10 protein-coding genes are annotated in these 18,349 nt (G+C 50.6%); 9 read left to right on the forward strand and 1 reads right to left on the reverse strand.

All coding sequences use genetic code 11. The annotated features are described in order from the left end of the window. The first annotated feature begins 4 nt into the window (after positions 1-4). The 6 genes from DXC57_RS00485 to DXC57_RS00510 all read left to right on the forward strand — a co-directional run bounded on the left by DXC57_RS00485 (position 5) and on the right by DXC57_RS00510 (position 13,112). The gene (locus DXC57_RS00485) at positions 5-4,531 is read left to right on the forward strand and encodes a PolC-type DNA polymerase III (RefSeq protein ID WP_118650691.1); all 4,527 of its coding nucleotides are present in this window, start codon (positions 5-7) and stop codon (positions 4,529-4,531) included. Between the two features lie 72 nt (positions 4,532-4,603). Next, positions 4,604-5,878 carry an aminotransferase class I/II-fold pyridoxal phosphate-dependent enzyme gene (locus tag DXC57_RS00490; protein ID WP_117795288.1) on the forward strand — a complete coding sequence of 425 codons (1,275 nt, stop codon included), beginning with the start codon at positions 4,604-4,606 and terminating at the stop codon, positions 5,876-5,878. A gap of 241 nt (positions 5,879-6,119) precedes the next feature. Then, complete coding sequence (gene cls / locus DXC57_RS00495) at positions 6,120-7,682, forward strand: cardiolipin synthase (protein ID WP_022360469.1); 1,563 nt, start codon at positions 6,120-6,122, stop codon at positions 7,680-7,682. A gap of 16 nt (positions 7,683-7,698) precedes the next feature. Next, positions 7,699-8,259, forward strand: a complete 561-nt coding sequence (locus DXC57_RS00500) for a DNA-3-methyladenine glycosylase I (RefSeq protein WP_118293668.1) — start codon at positions 7,699-7,701, stop codon at positions 8,257-8,259. Positions 8,260-8,447: 188 nt separating this feature from the next. Next, positions 8,448-11,627, forward strand: coding sequence for an ATP-binding protein (locus DXC57_RS00505; protein ID WP_118650693.1), 3,180 nt, complete (start codon positions 8,448-8,450; stop codon positions 11,625-11,627). A gap of 33 nt (positions 11,628-11,660) precedes the next feature. Then, entirely contained in the window at positions 11,661-13,112 is a 1,452-nt protein-coding gene (locus DXC57_RS00510) for an AAA family ATPase (RefSeq protein ID WP_118637427.1), read from the forward strand. Positions 13,113-13,248: 136 nt separating this feature from the next. Here the strand turns inward: DXC57_RS00510 and rpmB are convergent, their stop codons facing one another. Beyond that, a complete protein-coding gene (gene rpmB / locus DXC57_RS00515; RefSeq protein WP_003504147.1) occupies positions 13,249-13,434 on the reverse strand; it encodes a 50S ribosomal protein L28 in 186 nt (61 codons plus the stop codon). 441 nt (positions 13,435-13,875) lie between these two features. Here rpmB and DXC57_RS00520 point away from each other — a divergent pair, with 441 nt between their 5' ends. From DXC57_RS00520 to recG, 3 genes are all read left to right on the forward strand, one after another. Further along, positions 13,876-14,232 carry an Asp23/Gls24 family envelope stress response protein gene (locus DXC57_RS00520; protein WP_022359718.1) on the forward strand — a complete coding sequence of 119 codons (357 nt, stop codon included), beginning with the start codon at positions 13,876-13,878 and terminating at the stop codon, positions 14,230-14,232. A gap of 15 nt (positions 14,233-14,247) precedes the next feature. Next, a complete protein-coding gene (locus DXC57_RS00525; protein ID WP_118650695.1) occupies positions 14,248-15,942 on the forward strand; it encodes a DAK2 domain-containing protein in 1,695 nt (564 codons plus the stop codon). 278 nt (positions 15,943-16,220) lie between these two features. After that, positions 16,221-18,278, forward strand: a complete 2,058-nt coding sequence (gene recG / locus DXC57_RS00530; protein WP_118650697.1) for an ATP-dependent DNA helicase RecG — start codon at positions 16,221-16,223, stop codon at positions 18,276-18,278. Positions 18,279-18,349: the final 71 nt, after the last annotated feature.

Below are 18,349 nucleotides of genomic sequence, written 5' to 3' on the forward strand. Positions count from 1 at the left end.
TAGAATGAAAACATTTCTGGAGGTGTTTCCAGATTTACATATTGCGGAAAATGTGCGGGGACTGCTTGAAATGATCGGGATCGAGAAGATCTCGACGAACCGTGACCGGAGCGTGATCCGCGTCTACATCGACAGCCCGCGCCTGATGCACAAGCAGAGTATCTATGATCTGGAAAAAGGCATCAAGGAGCAGTTGTTTCCGGGCAAACGGGTGACGATCAAGATTTTGGAGAAATACCATCTGTCCAGCCAGTACACGCCGGAAAAACTTATGAATGTGTACCGGGACAGTATTTTGATGGAGCTGAAAAATTACAGTATCCTTCTTTATAATATGTTCCGTAAGGCGGAGATGGATTTTGAAGAAGAAGGATACCTGAAGCTGTCGCTGGAGGACACGATGATCGTGCGCGATAAGGCACAGGAACTGGTGCGGATTCTGGAGAAAATCTTCACCGAGCGCTGCAATGTGCCAATGGTTGTGAAGACTTCCTACCGTCCGGTTGAGAAGAAGAATACTGAGCCGGAGATCATCTACATGAAGCCGCAGGCGGCAGGCGAGAGTGGCGCGGCAGGCGGAAGCGGCGCGGCTGCCGGGGCAGCAGGTGCCAATGAGGCGTATATGGAACCGTCGGGGGCAGAACCTGCCTCTGGCGGTGTCGATCTGCCATTTGACGAGGGAAAGACTGTTTTAAAACCGGTTGGTAAGCTGAAAGCCGGTGGGAATCCGGCAGGAGGCAGAAACCAGGCAGGCAGCGCAAATGCTGGATCTGGCAAGGGCGGCGAGTACCGTCGTTCGGGCTATATGAAGAAATCCTATAACCCGGATGTGCTGTTTGGGCGCGATTTCGATGAGGAGGCGAGCCCGATCGAGGAGTTGGAAGGCGAGGTTGGGCAGGTTGTCATCCGCGGAAAGATCCTGACCTGCGAGTTAAGGGAGCTTCGCAGCGGCAACACACTGTTTATGTTTTCGGTAACGGATTTTACAGATACAATCGGCGTCAAGATCTTTGCACGGGAGGATACGCTGGATGATTTGAAGACGGCGACCAAGGCGGGGCAGTTTGTCCGCATCAAGGGTGTTGCCAACATTGATAAATTTGACGGCGAGCTGACGATCGGTTCGGTTTCCGGCATCAAGAAATGCGAAGATTTCACCAGCAAGCGGATGGACAACAGTCCGGTCAAGCGCGTGGAGCTTCACTGTCACACAAAGATGAGCGATATGGACGGTGTTTCCGAGGTCAAGGATATCATCAAACGTGCCAAACAGTGGGGCATGGACGCGATCGCTGTTACCGACCACGGCTGTGTGCAGGCGTTTCCGGATGCGAACCATGCGGTTGATAAGGGCGAAAACTTCAAGATCCTCTATGGCATTGAGGGCTATCTCGTCGATGATATGAAGGAACTGGCGGAGAATGAGAAAGGGCAGACTTTAGACCACACCTGCGTTGTATTCGATATCGAGACGACCGGCTTCAGCCCGATCAAGAACCGCATCATCGAGATCGGCGCGGTGCGTGTGACGGATGGAAAGATTGTGGACAAATTCAGCACATTTGTCAACCCGGAAGTGCCAATCCCCTATGACATTGAACAGCTGACAAGCATCAACGACGGCATGGTAATCAGCGCGCCGACGATCGAAGAGGTTCTGCCGGAGTTTCTGGCATTCTGCGAGGGTGCGGTCATGGTCGCGCACAACGCGTCGTTTGATATCAGTTTTATCAAAGAAAATGCGAGACGGCAGGGACTCACATTCCAGCCGACGGTTCTCGATACGGTTTCGCTGGCGCGTGTCCTGCTGCCGAACCTGAACCGCTTCAAGCTCGACACGGTAGCGAAAGAGCTTAAAATTTCCCTCGAAAACCATCACCGGGCGGTCGATGATGCGGGGGCGACGGCAGAGATTTTTGTCAAGTTTATCGAGATGTTAAAGGCTCGTGATATCGAAAATCTGACGCAGCTCAACGAACTCAGCAAAATGACGCCGGAAATGATCCGGAAGATGCCGACCTACCATATTATTATTTTGGCGAAGAATGATGTCGGGCGAATCAACCTGTACCGGCTGATTTCCCAGTCAAACCTGACGTATTTTGCAAAACGTCCGCGGATTCCAAAGAGTCTGCTGGCGAGCCACCGCGAGGGGCTGATTCTTGGATCGGCGTGCGAGGCGGGCGAGCTGTTTCAGGCGATCCTGCGCGGGGTTCCGGAGGAGGAACTGGGAAAAATAGCGAATTTCTACGATTATCTGGAAGTGCAGCCGCTTGGAAACAACGCATTTATGCTGCGGGATGAGAAAAGTTCGGTCAACACCTGGGAGGATCTGCAGGATCTGAACCGCAAAGTGATTGAACTTGGCGAACAGTGGAACAAGCTGGTCTGCGCGACCTGCGATGTCCATTTTCTCGATCCGGAGGATGAGGTCTACCGCCGTATCATCATGGCGAGCAAGGGCTTTAAGGATGCAGACGATCAGGCACCACTGTATCTGCGGACCACCGAGGAAATGCTGGGGGAATTTGAATATTTAGGCAGCGATAAGGCGGAGGAGATCGTTATCACAAACACGCGCAAGATCGCGGCGATGTGTGAGCGCATTTCCCCGGTACGCCCGGACAAGTGTCCGCCGGTTATTCCGAATTCGGATGATACGCTGCGTACCATCTGCTACAACCACGCGCATGATATGTACGGCGATAAGCTGCCGAAGGTGGTAGTCGATCGGTTGGAGCGTGAACTTCACTCGATCATTTCCAATGGATTCGCCGTTATGTATATCATCGCGCAGAAGCTGGTTTGGAAGTCGAATGAGGATGGATATCTGGTTGGTTCGCGAGGATCCGTTGGTTCCTCGCTGGCGGCGACGATGTCTGGTATCACGGAGGTAAATCCGCTGAGCCCGCATTATTACTGCCCGAACTGCCATTATTACGATTTTGATTCCGAAGACGTAAAGAAGTTTTCGGGTATGGCGGGCTGCGATATGCCGGATAAGATATGTCCAAAGTGCGGAAAACCGTTGAAAAAAGACGGGTTCGACATCCCGTTTGAGACGTTCCTGGGATTCAAGGGCGATAAGGAGCCGGATATAGACTTAAACTTCTCCGGCGAGTACCAGAGCCGGGCGCACAGCTATACGGAGGTCATCTTCGGAAAAGGACAGACCTTCCGTGCGGGGACGATCGGTACGTTGGCGGATAAGACAGCGTATGGTTTTGTGGCGCATTATTATGAGGATAAAGGAATCCGTAAGCGCCGGTGCGAGATTGAGCGCATCGTGTCCGGCTGTGTCGGCGTGCGGCGTACCACCGGACAGCATCCGGGCGGTATCATCGTACTGCCCCTCGGAGAGGAGATTGACACGTTTACACCGGTGCAGCACCCGGCGGACGATATGACGACACGCACCGTCACGACGCATTTCGATTACCACTCGATCGACCACAACTTGTTGAAACTCGATATTCTCGGACACGATGATCCGACCATGATTCGTATGCTGCAGGATTTGACGGGACTCGACCCGGTTAAGGATATTCCACTGGATTCGAAGGAGGTCATGAGTCTCTTCCAGAACACGGAGGCGCTCGGTGTCACGCCGGAGGATCTCGGCGGCTGTAAGCTCGGGGCGCTTGGCATTCCGGAGTTTGGTACAGACTTCGCGATGCAGATGTTGATCGATGCCAAACCGAAATATTTTTCGGATTTGGTGCGGATTTCCGGTCTGTCCCACGGTACGGATGTATGGTTAGGAAACGCGAAAGACCTTATCCTGAGCGGACAGGCGACGATTCAGACGGCGATCTGTTGTCGAGACGATATTATGATTTATCTGATTCAGAAAGGACTCGAAGAGGGACTCTCCTTCACTATCATGGAGTCTGTCCGAAAAGGAAAAGGACTGAAACCGGAGTGGATCGAGGAGATGAAAGCTCACGATGTGCCGCAGTGGTATATCGATTCCTGCCTGAAAATCAAGTATATGTTCCCGAAGGCGCACGCGGCGGCTTACGTTATGATGGCGTGGCGTGTGGCGTACTGTAAGGTATTTTACCCGCTGGCGTACTATGCGGCATATTTCAGCATCCGTGCGAGTGGATTTACCTACAAGCTGATGTGCCAGGGGCGCGATAAGCTGGAGTACCATCTGGCGGAGTACAAGAGCCGGTCGGATTCTCTTTCCAAGAAAGAGCAGGACACGCTGCGCGATATGCGTATCGTACAGGAAATGTACGCGCGCGGATTTGAGTTCATGCCGATCGATATTTACCGGGCAAAAGCCCGCAATTTCCAGATCATAGACGGAAAGCTGATGCCGTCGTTAAGCAGTATCGATGGACTCGGCGAGAAAGCGGCAGACGCGATTGTTTTTGCGGCGGAGGACGGAAAGTTCTTGTCGAAAGAGGACTTTATCAACCGTACCAAGGTTACGAAGACGGTGTGCGATCTGATGGCAGAGCTGGGAATTCTGACGGGGCTGCCGGAGAGCAATCAGCTTTCGCTGTTTGATATGGTGATGTAAAAGAGCCGTACTAAAAAATGGGCTCAATTACTATATAATTATTTAAAAATAAACATATGAAGGAGAAGAAAAATGAAACGTTCAATGGAAACAACGTGCATCCAGGGCGGATGGCAGCCGAAAAATGGCGAGCCGAGAATTCTGCCGATCTACCAGAGCACGACCTTTAAGTATTCAACCAGTGAGCAGATGGGAAGACTCTTCGATCTGGAGGAAAACGGATATTTTTATACCCGTCTGGCAAACCCGACCAATGATGCAGTCGCAGATAAGATCCGTGAGCTGGAGGGCGGCGCGGCAGCAATGCTGACATCCTCCGGACAGGCGGCAAACTTTTATGCGGTATTTAATATCTGCGGCGCGGGCGATCATCTGGTCTGCTCGGCAACCGTATACGGCGGCACATCAAACCTGTTTGTCGTTACGATGAAAAAAATGGGCGTCGATGTTACGTTAGTTGACCCGGATGCGCCGGAAGAGGAGATCGAGAAGGCGATCCGCCCGAACACAAAGTGTATCTTCGGTGAGTCGATTGCAAACCCGGCTCTGGTAGTGCTGGATCTGGAAAAATTTGCCCGGATTGCACACAGAAATGGTATTCCATTTATTGTAGATAATACGTTTGCAACTCCGATCAACTGCCGTCCGTTCGAGTGGGGCGCAGATATTGTAACGCATTCTACTACAAAATATATGGATGGACATGCGATGACCGTCGGCGGCTGCATCGTGGACAGTGGCAACTTTGACTGGGAGGCACATGCAGATAAATTCCCGGGTCTGACGACGCCGGATGAGTCTTACCACGGCATTATTTACACGAAGAAATTCGGTAAGGCGGCTTATATCACCAAGGCAACCGCACAGGTAATGCGTGATCTCGGTTCCATCCCGTCCCCGCAGAATTCCTTCTTATTGAATATCGGTCTGGAGACACTGCATCTGCGTGTGCCGCGCCACTGTGAGAATGCACAGAAGGTCGCCGAGTATTTACAGAGCCGTGAAGATGTGGCCTGGGTGAATTATCCGGGACTTGAAAATGATAAATACCATGCACTGGCGCAGAAATATATGCCGAACGGTACATGCGGCGTTATTTCTTTCGGCTTAAAAGGCGGTCGTCAGGCAGCTGGCGAGTTCATGGATAAGCTGAAACTGGCAGCCATCGTAACCCATGTTGCCGATGCGAGAACCTGCGTTCTGCATCCGGCAAGCCATACTCACCGTCAGCTCTCCGATGAGCAGCTCAGGGAGGCAGGCGTTGATCCAAGCCTGATCCGTTTGAGTGTCGGAATTGAGAATGTGGATGATATCATCGAGGATATCCGTCAGGCGCTGGAGGACTAAAATGCCAAGAATGGCGATATAACAGCTTTATGCCGGGTATCCGTGAGATGTTTCAATGCGGTTGTTAAAATGAGCGCTTACAACGACAGGTCAGTCGGGATGACACATAAATCTGTGTCAGTCTCCGGCTGACCTCTTGTTTTATTTGCAAAAATCTGCCATACTATGAGAGATGGCACTGTAGTTTTCAATGATACGGCAGGTGCCTGATGAATGAGGCAGAGAAATGGACTGGTAGAAAATGGAGAAAATACTTAAAAAATTGAAAAAACTGCTGCGTCTGATTTTCGGGCGTACCACGCTGGGAACGCTGTTTCTGCTGATACAGATTCTTGTGCTCTTTGCCGGGTTTGACTGGTTTAGAGAGTACCTGATCTATATGTACGGTGGATCTGCGATGCTCAGTGCGCTGGTTTTGATCTATATTATCAGCGATGAGGGAAACAGCACGATCAAGTTGTCCTGGGTAGTGCCGATATTGATATTTCCGGTGTTTGGAACGCTGTTTTATCTGTTTTTGACGCTGCAGCCGGGCACGCGCCGCATTAACCGGCGGATCGAAGAGGTTGGGACAAAACTTCGTCCGTACCTTTTACAGGATCCGGAGGTGCTGGCACACTATGAGAGCATCAGCGCCAGCGGCGGCAATCTCGTCCGCTATATGAACCAGTACGGACGTTTCCCGGCGTATGAAAATACGGGGGTACGCTATTTCCCACTGGGAGATGATATGTTTCCAGTATTATTGGAAGAACTCAAAAAAGCGGAACATTTTATATTTATGGAATATTTTATCGTAGAACACGGAGTGATGTGGGATGCGATTTTACAGGTGTTAGAGACGAAGGTCGCCGAGGGCGTGGAAGTCCGGTTTATGTATGACGGCATGGGAAATCTCTTCACGTTGCCGCACGGCTATGAGAAAGCGATGCAGGAGAAAGGTATCCAGTGCAAGATTTTTGCGCCGGTGCGTCCGGCTCTCTCAAGTTACCAGAATAACCGCGATCACCGGAAAATCTGTGTGATCGATGGTCATACCGCGTTTACCGGGGGCGTGAACCTGGCAGATGAGTATATCAACCAGCGGGTGCGCTTCGGACATTGGAAGGACACGGCGGTCATGCTCAAGGGAAAAGCTGTAGACAGTTTTACAATGATGTTTTTGCAGCTCTGGGATGTGACGGAACGGGATGCGGAAGAATATCGCCGTTTTCTGTGTCCGGAGACATTTCATATGCCGGAGGGCATGGACTATGGCGGCTTTGTGATGCCATATGCGGACAGCCCGCTCGACGGGGAAAATGTCGGCGAGTCGGTGTACCTCGATATTTTAGGGCGTTCACGCCGGTATGTGCACATCACGACTCCGTATCTGATTCTCGACGATACGACGCTGGCGGCGCTCAAGTTTGCGGCAAAGCGCGGCGTGGAGGTCATTATTATCATGCCGCATATACCGGATAAGTTATATGCGTACCTGCTGGCGCGTAGCTACTATGCGGAGCTTCTGCGGGCTGGTGTTCAGATCTATGAATACACGCCGGGCTTTATCCATGCGAAGATGTTTACGAGCGACGATGAGAAGGCGGTGGTCGGAACGATCAACCTTGATTTCAGAAGCCTGTATCTGCATTTTGAGTGCGCGTCCTATTTCTTCCGCAATGCGGTTGTGATGGATGTGGAAGAAGATTTCCAGAAAACACTTGCAAAGAGCGAGCGGATTACTCTGGAAAACTGCCGGAAGTATCCGTTTATCCGGCGGTTTGCGGGGAAGGCACTGCGGATTCTGGCGCCGCTTATGTAGGCGAAGGGAGAAAAACATGGAATGGCACGATGGAAAACACCGCTGCCGCTGGGCGAATCCAAAGAATGAATTGTATATCCGTTACCACGACGAGGAGTGGGGAAAGCTGGTTCGGGATGATGCGAAGCTCTTTGAGATGCTGATCCTTGAATGCTTTCAGGCAGGGCTTTCGTGGGAGTGCATTCTCAATAAGCGGGAGGCGTTCCGCGCCGCGTTCGATGAATTTGACCTGGACAAGGTGTGCGGTTACGACGAGGCGAAGGAGGAAGCACTCCGGACCGCCCCGGGAATTGTACATAACCGGCTGAAAATTCATGCCGCTGTCACGAATGCACGGATATTCCGGGAAATTCAGAATGAATATGGGAGTTTTGACGCGTATCTGACTCACTGGACAGGAGACGCGGTGATTCATGAGACAGGCAAGGTCAGCTCGCCGCTCTCAGATGCAGTGTCGGCAGATCTCAAAAAGCGTGGGATGAAGTTTGCCGGGACGGTGATTATTTATTCGTATCTGCAGGCGGTCGGGCGGATTGAGTCGCATGAGGATGGATGCTTTCTGGGATATAAGATGTAAAATAACAAGATGGCAGGTGCAGGAAAACGGGCGTGCCAGGGTTTTTGTTTCATGGGAAATTATGTCCTATGAAACAAAAAACGCTCCGCGAGGATGCGCACTCGCGCGAAGCAGAAACATGTTGCAAGCGACCGCGCTTGGCGCGAGAATGTGCCAAGGCACATTCTTTTTCACGGGAGGACGGAGCGATGGATTCCGAGAATGCGAATAAGAGTAAGAAGAAAAAGACTTCAAACATAATACAGATCTGCATCGGCGTGCTGGCGGTTGTGCTGGCGGCACTGATTATCGTGATGATGGGAATTGTCTCCAGTATTCAGGGAACGGCGCGTGTGGTCAATTATGCGGGACTGGTGCGCGGAAAGACACAGCGTATCATTAAATTGGAAATTTCCGGTCAGCCGGAGGATGGTATGATTCAGGATATTGAGGCCTTCGTCGACGGTCTGCGAAATGGCAATGGCGAACTGGGTCTGGTGCGCCTTGATGACGGGGCGTTTCAGAGTAAGATGCAGGAGTTGGAGGAGTACTTTGCCGCGCTTCACTATGAAATCCTGCGTGTCCGAGAAGTCGGCTATGAGAATACAGAGATCATTGATAAGAGCGAGCGGTTCTTTGAAATCTGTGATGAGGCGACGGGACTGGCGGAGGCGTATTCCCAGAGGAAGGCATCCTCGCTGACGGTAATTGAAAAATATATCACGATTGATATTATTGTTCTGATGCTTCTGATTGGATATGAATTTATCAAGGCGGTGCGCTTTGCGGCGATGAACCGTGCGCTGCAGAAAAAGGTGTATTTGGACAAGGCGACCGGACTTCCCAATAAGAATAAATGCGAAGAATTGCTGGATGATCCGGAACCGGCGGCAGAGAATGTGGGAGTATGCAGTTTTGACCTGAATAATCTCCGCCGAATCAACAACAGCATGGGGCATGAGGCGGGGGATGCCTACATCAGGCGGTTCGCCGTCTGCCTGCGCGCGTCCATGCCTGCGGAACAGTTCGTAGGGCGGGACGGCGGCGATGAATTTATTGCCGTTACGCATGGTCTGGATGAGGAGGCCATGCGGGAATGCCTCACCCATGTGCGGGAGGCGATGACAGAGGAGTCAAAGGGATATCCGGATATGCCGCTCAGCTATGCGGTCGGGTATGCACTTGCCAGTGATTTTCCGGGCAGCACGATGCGGGAGCTTTTCAGTTTTGCCGATAAAAATATGTATATCAACAAAAACCATGTAAAGCGCGAGGAAGCGGCAGCGGAAAAACGGCTGGATTTCCACCTGCTCAAGCTTTTAAACCGGTACGGGAGAAACTTTTCGGATTGTCTCTACTGCGACGCGCACATGGATACCTACCGGGCACTCCGTGCCAGTGCTGATTTCTTTCTGGCGTCAGACGGAAGCTATTCCGGTGCGGCGGAGCAGATAGTAGCGGAACGGGTGGCTCGTGCTGACCGCGCCAACATCCGCCAGAGCCTGCAGGTTTCAGAGCTTTCCGGGAAGCTGCAGGCGGAGGGAGATCTACTCGAATTGCAGTATGACACCAACGGTCAGGGACTCTACAGCCGCCTGACGCTGATCCCGGTAGATTGGGATGAGGAAGGAAAGCTGCATCATTTCCTGCTGGCATTTGAGACGATCCGGAAAAGTTCAGAAGGGCGGGCAGATGCGAAGGAACAGCTGACGCTTTATTATGAACAGCTCAAACAGTCGATTCTGGAAAATGACAGCTATGTGGATGCACTCCTGGATCTGTCGGATATGATATATACAGTTAATTTGACAAAGGATATTCTGGAGAAGAGTGTTGTCTTGAATGGAAAAGACGAGGAATGCCGGGAGCTATTTATGGACTATCCGCTGCCGTGTTCTTACCGTGATTATTGCAGTGAATATATGAAGATGGTCACCCAGGAGACCTTGGGAAGCTATCGTCTGGCAGATGATCCGGCTAAGTTGTTGAAGCGGTTTGAGGCAGGGGAGAAACATATTTCCGTGGAATACTGTATCCAGGAGGAAGATGGCACGATCTGCTGGGTACAGAAAACAGTTCTGATGACGCAGACGATCGTGTTTGATACGGAGCTTTCTTGTGAGATGCCGGTGGTTCATGCGATCATTCTTCTGCAGGATACGTCGCAGATGCACGCGCGGGATGAACAGGAGCACGCGCGCCTGCAGGCGGCATTTGATGAAATGCGGACGGCAAACCGGGCGAAAACAGATTTCTTAAGCCGCATGAGTCACGATATCCGGACACCGCTCAATGGTATTATCGGTCTTTTGAAAATCGATGAGGCACATTTTGATGATAAGGAGATGCTGATGGAAAATCACCGGAAAATGCAGGTGGCGGCGGGGCATCTGCTGTCCCTCATCAATGATGTGCTGCAGATGAGCAAGCTGGAAGAGGGAAAGATCATTCTGGCACATGATTATATTTCATTGGCAGAGATGACGCACGATATCGTGAGCATCATCATCGAGCGCGCGGTAGATGCGGGCATTCAATGGGAGTATGATAAAGGAAAAGCGGAGATTCCGTATCCGTATATTTATGGCAGCCAGCTCCATCTGCGCCAGATTTTCCTGAATATTTATGGAAACTGCATCAAATACAATCGTCCGGGCGGAAAAATCAGTACCAGGGTGGAGGCGCAGGATGTACGGGACGGCTGGTGCGTCTATAGGTGGACGATCTCGGACACGGGAGTTGGCATGAGCCAGGAATTTCTGGATCACATCTTTGACCCGTTTGCACAGGAGAAAAATGATGCGCGTAGTGTTTACCAGGGAACTGGGCTTGGCATGACGATCGTCAAAGGGCTGATTGAACAGATGCACGGAAACATCGAGGTGACGAGTGAGGTCGGCATTGGAACGACGTTTGTGGTGGAAATTCCATTTGAGATTGCACCGCCGCCGGAGGAGTTCCCGGTTAAGGAAGCAGCGCCGTCAGGAGATATTCACGGTTTGAAGCTGCTTTTGGCGGAGGACAATGAGTTGAATGCAGACATCGCGGAGACACTTCTGACCGATGCGGGTGCCCATGTCACGATTGTGGAGAACGGGAAGAAGGCATTAGACTGCTTTGAGGCGGCACGTCCGGGGACGTTCGATGCGATTCTCATGGATGTGATGATGCCGGTGATGGATGGTCTGGCTGCGACACGCGCGATCCGGGCGATTCCGCGGGCGGATGCAAGGCAGATTCCGATTCTTGCCATGACGGCAAATGCCTTTGAAGAGGATGCCAGGCAGTGCTTGGCAGCTGGGATGAATGTGCATCTGGCAAAACCACTGCAGATGGATAAGGTGGTAGCGGCGCTCATGGAGTGCTGCGGCAAAAAGAGGGATCTATAAAGTTTGGAAAGGGCGAAAAGGAACGCAGGTGGTATGAAAGCAATCTCTATTTACACGATTACCCGAAATCAGAATACGGAATACCTTCAAAAGCTGGAACGACAGCTTTCGGGGCGGGATGTGTTTCTGAAAATACGGGAATGGGAGCTGGACAGCATGAAAGCGCTGGTTTCGGAGTTGGAGAGACATATACAGGCGGTGTACGCACTGCGTTTTTTCTATTCCTTTCAGATTCCGAGACTGGGAAAAGAGTTTGATCTGCTTCAGATCAAGGAAGAACAGATTTTAAATATTGAATTAAAGAGCGGACAGGTGTCGGATGAGGCGATCCGCAAGCAGCTCATACAGAACCGGTATTATCTGGCGGCGCTGGGAAAGCCGATTCGTTCGTACACTTATATTAGCAGTCAGAACCGCCTGGTGCGTCTGACGAATCATGACCGCATTGTGGAGGCGGACTGGGAACAGCTCTGCCGGGATTTGCAGCAGGAGAGTGCTGATTATCCAGGCGATATCGAAGACTTGTTTCAGGCGGAGCTGTACCTGATTTCGCCGCTTACAGAGCCGGGACGGTTCTTAAAGAAAGAATATTTCCTGACATACCAGCAGAGGGATATTGAACGCCAGATTTTAAAGAAAATCCGGGCAGACCGGACGGGATATTTCTGGTTTACCGGTCTTCCGGGGACGGGCAAAACGCTGCTTTTATATGATATTGCGATGAAACTCTCCGGGCGGCAGCGGGTGTGCATGATCCACTGCGGTGAAGCGGGAAAAGAGTGGAAGGTGCTGCATGAGCGGCTGCGGCGGGTGGAGTACCTGGCGGAGGATAGTGTTCAAACGGGAGCGGAAATCAGGTTTGAAGCATACAGCGCGATCTTAGTAGATGAGGCACACCTTCTGTCGCCCAATACATTGGAAATTTTGCTGGAGATCGGCAAAACGCGTCCGGTTATTTTTTCCAGTAACTGTGAGGATATGATTTCGCCGGAAGAATTGGATCTGGGTGCAATAAAGCTCTTGGGGGAGCAGCCGGGAATCCAGACATTCCACCTGACGAATCGGATCCGTGCGAATGCAGAACTTTCCTATTTTATACAAAATATGATGCACCTGCCGCACGGACGCGGAATGCGGCGCTATCCCCATGTCGCGGTGGTTTATGCCAACGATGAGTCAGAAGCAGCTAATTTGCTGAATGATTACATTCGTCAGGGATATGAGTGCCAGGAATCCGATTGGCAGGAAAAACCGGAAAAGCCATCCGATTCTGCCGTAGAAATACAATCTCGCCATACGCGAGAAGTCGATCGCATGGTGCATCGGCTGGATGGGCGCTATTATTATGATGAAATGGGATATCTGCGCTCGACAGAGCGCGATGTGAGACATCTTTTTTATCAGCTCAGCGAGGCAAAAGAAGAACTGGCGCTGGTGGTGATGGGAAATGAGAAGCTGTATGGAACGCTGCTGAACTTGTTTTAAGGTGTTTTGAAGGAAAGGTTTTATATAAAATGTTGGAATGTGCTCAAAAAGCATATTTCCAACATTTGTTGTCGTTCATTATGCTAAGGACAAGAAAAAAGCCTCAGGCAGACACCTGAGGCCAGTTAAACTCGATTTAGGCTCTTTCAACTAAACCGGATCTTAAGCAAGAAGTACATACATACATCTTCTGAGCTCCGCCATTAGTTTTAACCTTAACAGACTTAACGTTAGCTTTCCACATTTTGTTAGATCTTCTATGTGAATGACTCACTGCATTACCAAAATGAGCAGCTTTCTCGCAGATTGCACACTTAGCCATCGTAGCACCTCCTTAACCGATCATTGGACTTCCTATTAAAATCCATAACAAAGGTATAATAGCAGAAAATAGGAAAATATGCAAGTGAAAAACCAAAAAAAATAAAAAAAGTTTTCGACAGATGTCTATTTTCTATTTCCTTTTTAACGTGGGTGGTGTATAATATACGCGTAAGCCATGAGTCATGCGGATAAAAAAGGCTGAAAAACGGTGTTGTGCTTGCACATAAGCCGTATTTCAGACATTTTTATCCATAGGGCGAAGCCCGTGAGCGAGATGGAGCGAAGCGGAATCGAGCTGCATGACGGGGTAGAGAGACGCATATATTTCATCCCACGCGCCGACACAGGAGCCGCTCCGGCTCCGCATGTCCAGCCCGTAAAAATCATGGCATAAAATTCGAATCAAACAAAAACAAGGAAAGAAACGGAGGCTGTCAATATGAAAGGACGCATCGACAATAAAATGGGTTCGATCCAGATCGATCCGGAAGTAATTGCAATGTACGCCGGAACGACAGCAGTAGAATGCTTCGGTATCGTTGGCATGGCGGCTGTCAGTATGAAAGATGGTCTGGTAAGACTGCTTAAAAGAGAAAGCCTGACACACGGCATCAACGTAGCCATCAAGGACAATGCACTCAGCATCGATTTCCACGTAATCGTGGCATACGGGGTCAGCATCTCTACCGTTGCGGACAACCTGATCGAGAGTGTAAAATATAAAGTAGAAGAGTTTACTGGCATGAAGGTTGAGAAAATCAGCATTTATGTTGAAGGCGTAAGAGTGATAGATTAAGGAGGAACAAACCCTGTGGGCATGAATTATATAGATGCCGGGATGTTAAAGAATGCATTTCTGGCTGGAGCAAAGGGCCTGGAGGCCAACAAGGAATGGATCAATGAGCTGAACGTATTTCCTGTTCCAGATGGAGATACCGGTACGAACATGACGATGACGATTCTGTCAGCCGCCAGAGAAGTGGCAGCCGTTGAAAATCCGACGATGGAGGCGCTGGCGAGAGCGATTTCCTCCGGTTCCCTGCGCGGCGCACGAGGCAATTCCGGCGTTATCCTTTCACAGCTCTTCCGCGGATTTACGAAAGAGATTGAGACGGTAGATGTCATTACGACGAGTGTTCTCTCAGACGCATTTAACCGTGCGACGGAGACAGCTTATAAGGCAGTTATGAAGCCGAAGGAAGGTACGATTCTGACTGTTGCCAAGGGAATGGCGGATAAAGCGGCAGAACTGGCACCGCAGACAGAGGACGTACTTGAATTTTCAGAGAAAGTATTGGAGCACGGCGAGTATGTTTTAAGCCAGACACCGGAGATGCTTCCGGTTCTGAAAGAGGCAGGTGTAGTGGATTCTGGCGGACAGGGTCTGATTCAGGTTATCAAGGGCTGTATTGAGGGCTTAAAAGGAAAAGTCGTGGATATCGACGCGGCAGTTACTCCGTCTGTATCGGGAAATGGAGCGGCAAAAACAGCAACAGGCGCCGGAAGCACGCAGGCAGCGGATATCCGTTTTGGTTATTGTACGGAATTTATTATCAATGCAGAAAAACCGGCGGATGAGACGACAGAGCAGGAACTGAAAGATTATCTGAGCACGATCGGCGACTCCCTGGTAGTTGTGGCAGATGATGATATTGTCAAGATTCACGTTCATACAAACGATCCAGGTCTGGCGATTCAGAAAGCACTGACCTACGGTTCCCTGTCCCGCATCAAGATTGACAATATGCGTGAGGAACATCAGGAGAAACTGATCAAAGATTCCGAACGTCTGGCGGCACAGCAGAAGGCAGAAGAGGAAGCCAAAGAGAAGAAGGAAGAACCACGCAAGAAATATGGATTTATCGCCGTATCGGTCGGAGAAGGTCTTTTTGAGATTTTCAAGGGTATCGGCGCTGACTATATCATCGAGGGCGGACAAACGATGAATCCGAGTACGGAGGATATGCTGGAAGCAATCGAAAAAGTCCATGCCGAGACAGTTTACATTCTGCCGAACAATAAAAATATTATTCTGGCGGCAGAGCAGGCAAAGAGCCTGTCAGAAGATACCAAGGTATATGTAGTTCCGTCCAAGACGGTTCCGCAGGGTATCACGGCGCTGATTAATTTTGCTCCGGATCTGACGGCGGAAGAAAATATGGAACAGATGACTGAGGAGATGAGCCACGTTAAGACCGGTCAGATTACCTACGCGGTCCGCAATACATCGATCGATGGTATGGAGATCGCAGAGGGCGATATCATGGGGATCGGCGACAGCGGCATGCTGGCAGTTGGCAAGAATATCGAGGAGACCGCGATGGAGTCACTTCGTAAGATGGTAGATGATGAGTCTGAGCTTGTGACGATCTATTATGGTGAGGATGTCACGGAAGAGGACGCAGAGGCATTCTGTGAGAAAGCCCGCAAAGAATTTACATCCTGCGAATTTGAATGCCAGAATGGCGGGCAGCCGATTTACTATTATATGATTTCGGTAGAGTAGATTTAGGTCGTTTAAAGTGATTGAAATGCGTTAAATGAATCTGCACTATTGGCTGAGAAAATGCAGATAACGAGAAAATGAATTTTCTATGTGATAGCGCAGATAAAACATTTGACGTATAAAACAAAATAATTCATAAGTATGAAATGAGGCAGGTCAGGGGAGAGATCCCTGCGTCCTGCCTCTCTTTCATTCCAATGTATTCCCGGATTTTTTGTCCGGTAACTGTCCGCGTGGCTGATTTTCCGGAGAATATTCTGAAAAGCAGGAGGAGATAAATGGAACAGCAGAATATAACCGCTGTCAAGGGCATCGGTGAAAAGACGGCAAAGCTATTTCAAAAAATAGGCGTGGAAACGGTGGAAGAACTGCTTCATTATTATCCGCGTGCTTATGACGAGTTTAAGGAACCGCAGCCGATCGCGGAACTGAAGGAAGATACGATCGCGGCAGTCGGCGGAATCCTGGCAAAAACGGCGGATGTGGTGCGGTATGGAGCGCGCCTGCAGGTTACGACGGCTGGATTGCGGGACAGCGGAGGCACACTGGCGCTGGCATGGTACAATATGCCCTATCTGCGCGGGACGCTCAAGGCGGGGGAACGCTTTATTTTCCGTGGTCGTGTGGTAAAAAAACGGGGAAGACTTACGATGGAGCAGCCGGAGATCTACCGCCCGGAACAGTATGCGAAAGTCGTGTCGTCTATGCAGCCGGTTTACGGACAGACGAAGGGACTTGGCAATAAGACGATCGCAAAGGCAGTCACGGAAGCCCTCACGATGCGCCAGATGGAACGGGAATATCTGCCGGCTGGTCTGCGGGAAAAGTACGGATTGGCGGAAATCAACTATGCGCTGGAGCACATCCATTTTCCGGCAAACCGGGAAGAACTGATGTTTTCCCGGAAACGTCTTGTGTTTGATGAATTTTTCATGTTCCTGATGTCGGTGCGCCTGCTCAAAGACAAAAAAGAAGATAAAAAGAGCGCATATCCATTTACGTTTTCCGGGGAAATGGCGTCGGTGGAAGAGCGCCTCCCATATGCTCTGACCCGGGCACAGAAAAAGGTAATCCGGGAGGTGTACGCCGATTTGTCCGGCGGGCATATCATGACCCGATTGATTCAGGGCGACGTTGGTTCGGGTAAGACGATTGTGGCGATTCTGGCGTTGCTGCAGGCGGCGGCAAATGGATATCAGGGGGCGCTGATGGTACCGACAGAGGTACTGGCGCGCCAGCATTACGAGTCGATGACCGAATTGTTTGCGTCGCTGGGAATCACATATCGTCCGGTGCTTCTGACCGGTTCGATGACAGCGAAGGAAAAAAGGCTTGCCAGAGAGTCGATTGAAAATCATGAGGCAGATATCGTGATTGGAACCCACGCGCTGATTCAGGAAAAAGTGGTGTACGACAATCTGGCATTGGTAATCACGGATGAACAGCACCGTTTTGGAGTGGCACAGCGGGAAATGCTGAGCAAAAAAGGCGGCGAGCCGCATGTGCTTGTCATGAGTGCGACGCCGATCCCGCGGACGCTGGCGATTATTTTATATGGGGATCTTGATATTTCCATCATCGATGAACTTCCGGCAAACCGGCAGCCGATCAAGAACTGTGTCGTGAACCGTGAATTTCGCCCGAATGCCTACCGTTTCATCGAAAATGAAGTCCGCGCCGGCCGTCAGGCATACGTCATCTGCCCGATGGTCGAGCCGAGCGAGATGCTGGAGGCAGAGAACGTCATCGATTATACCGAAGAGCTGCGCCGCGCCCTGTCCCCGTCGATCCGGGTGGAATATCTGCACGGAAAGATGAAGGGAAAAGAAAAAAATGCGATCATGGAAGCATTTGCGGCAAATGAGATTCATGTGCTGGTATCCACCACGGTCATCGAGGTCGGAATCAATGTCCCGAATGCTACCGTTATGATGATCGAAAATGCCGAGCGTTTCGGTCTGGCGCAGCTCCATCAGCTCCGCGGCCGTGTCGGTCGAGGAAAAGATCAGTCCTACTGCATCATGGTCAACGCCTCCGGCGAGGAAGACGCCGGAAAGCGGCTGGATATTCTCAATAAGTCAAATGACGGCTTCTACATCGCCTCCGAAGACTTAAAACTGCGCGGTCCCGGCGACCTATTTGGCGTCCGCCAGAGCGGTGATCTCGAATTCCATTTAGCGGATATATTTGCAGATGCAGATATATTGAAGGCAGTTTCGGATGAAGTGAAGAAATTAATGGATAAAGATCCGCTGTTGGAGGCGGAGGAGAATCAGGAACTGAAACGGAAGATGAATGGGTATTTGGAGAGAGGTTGGGAGAAGGTGAATTTGTGATGGGGATGGATTGAATTGCAAATCGCGGTTTGAGTAGATTAATTAGAAAAAGCTCCTGCATACACAGAATG

The organism is Clostridium sp. TF06-15AC, from assembly GCF_003481165.1.
In the GTDB taxonomy this organism is placed as follows: domain Bacteria; phylum Bacillota; class Clostridia; order Lachnospirales; family Lachnospiraceae; genus Otoolea; species Otoolea fessa.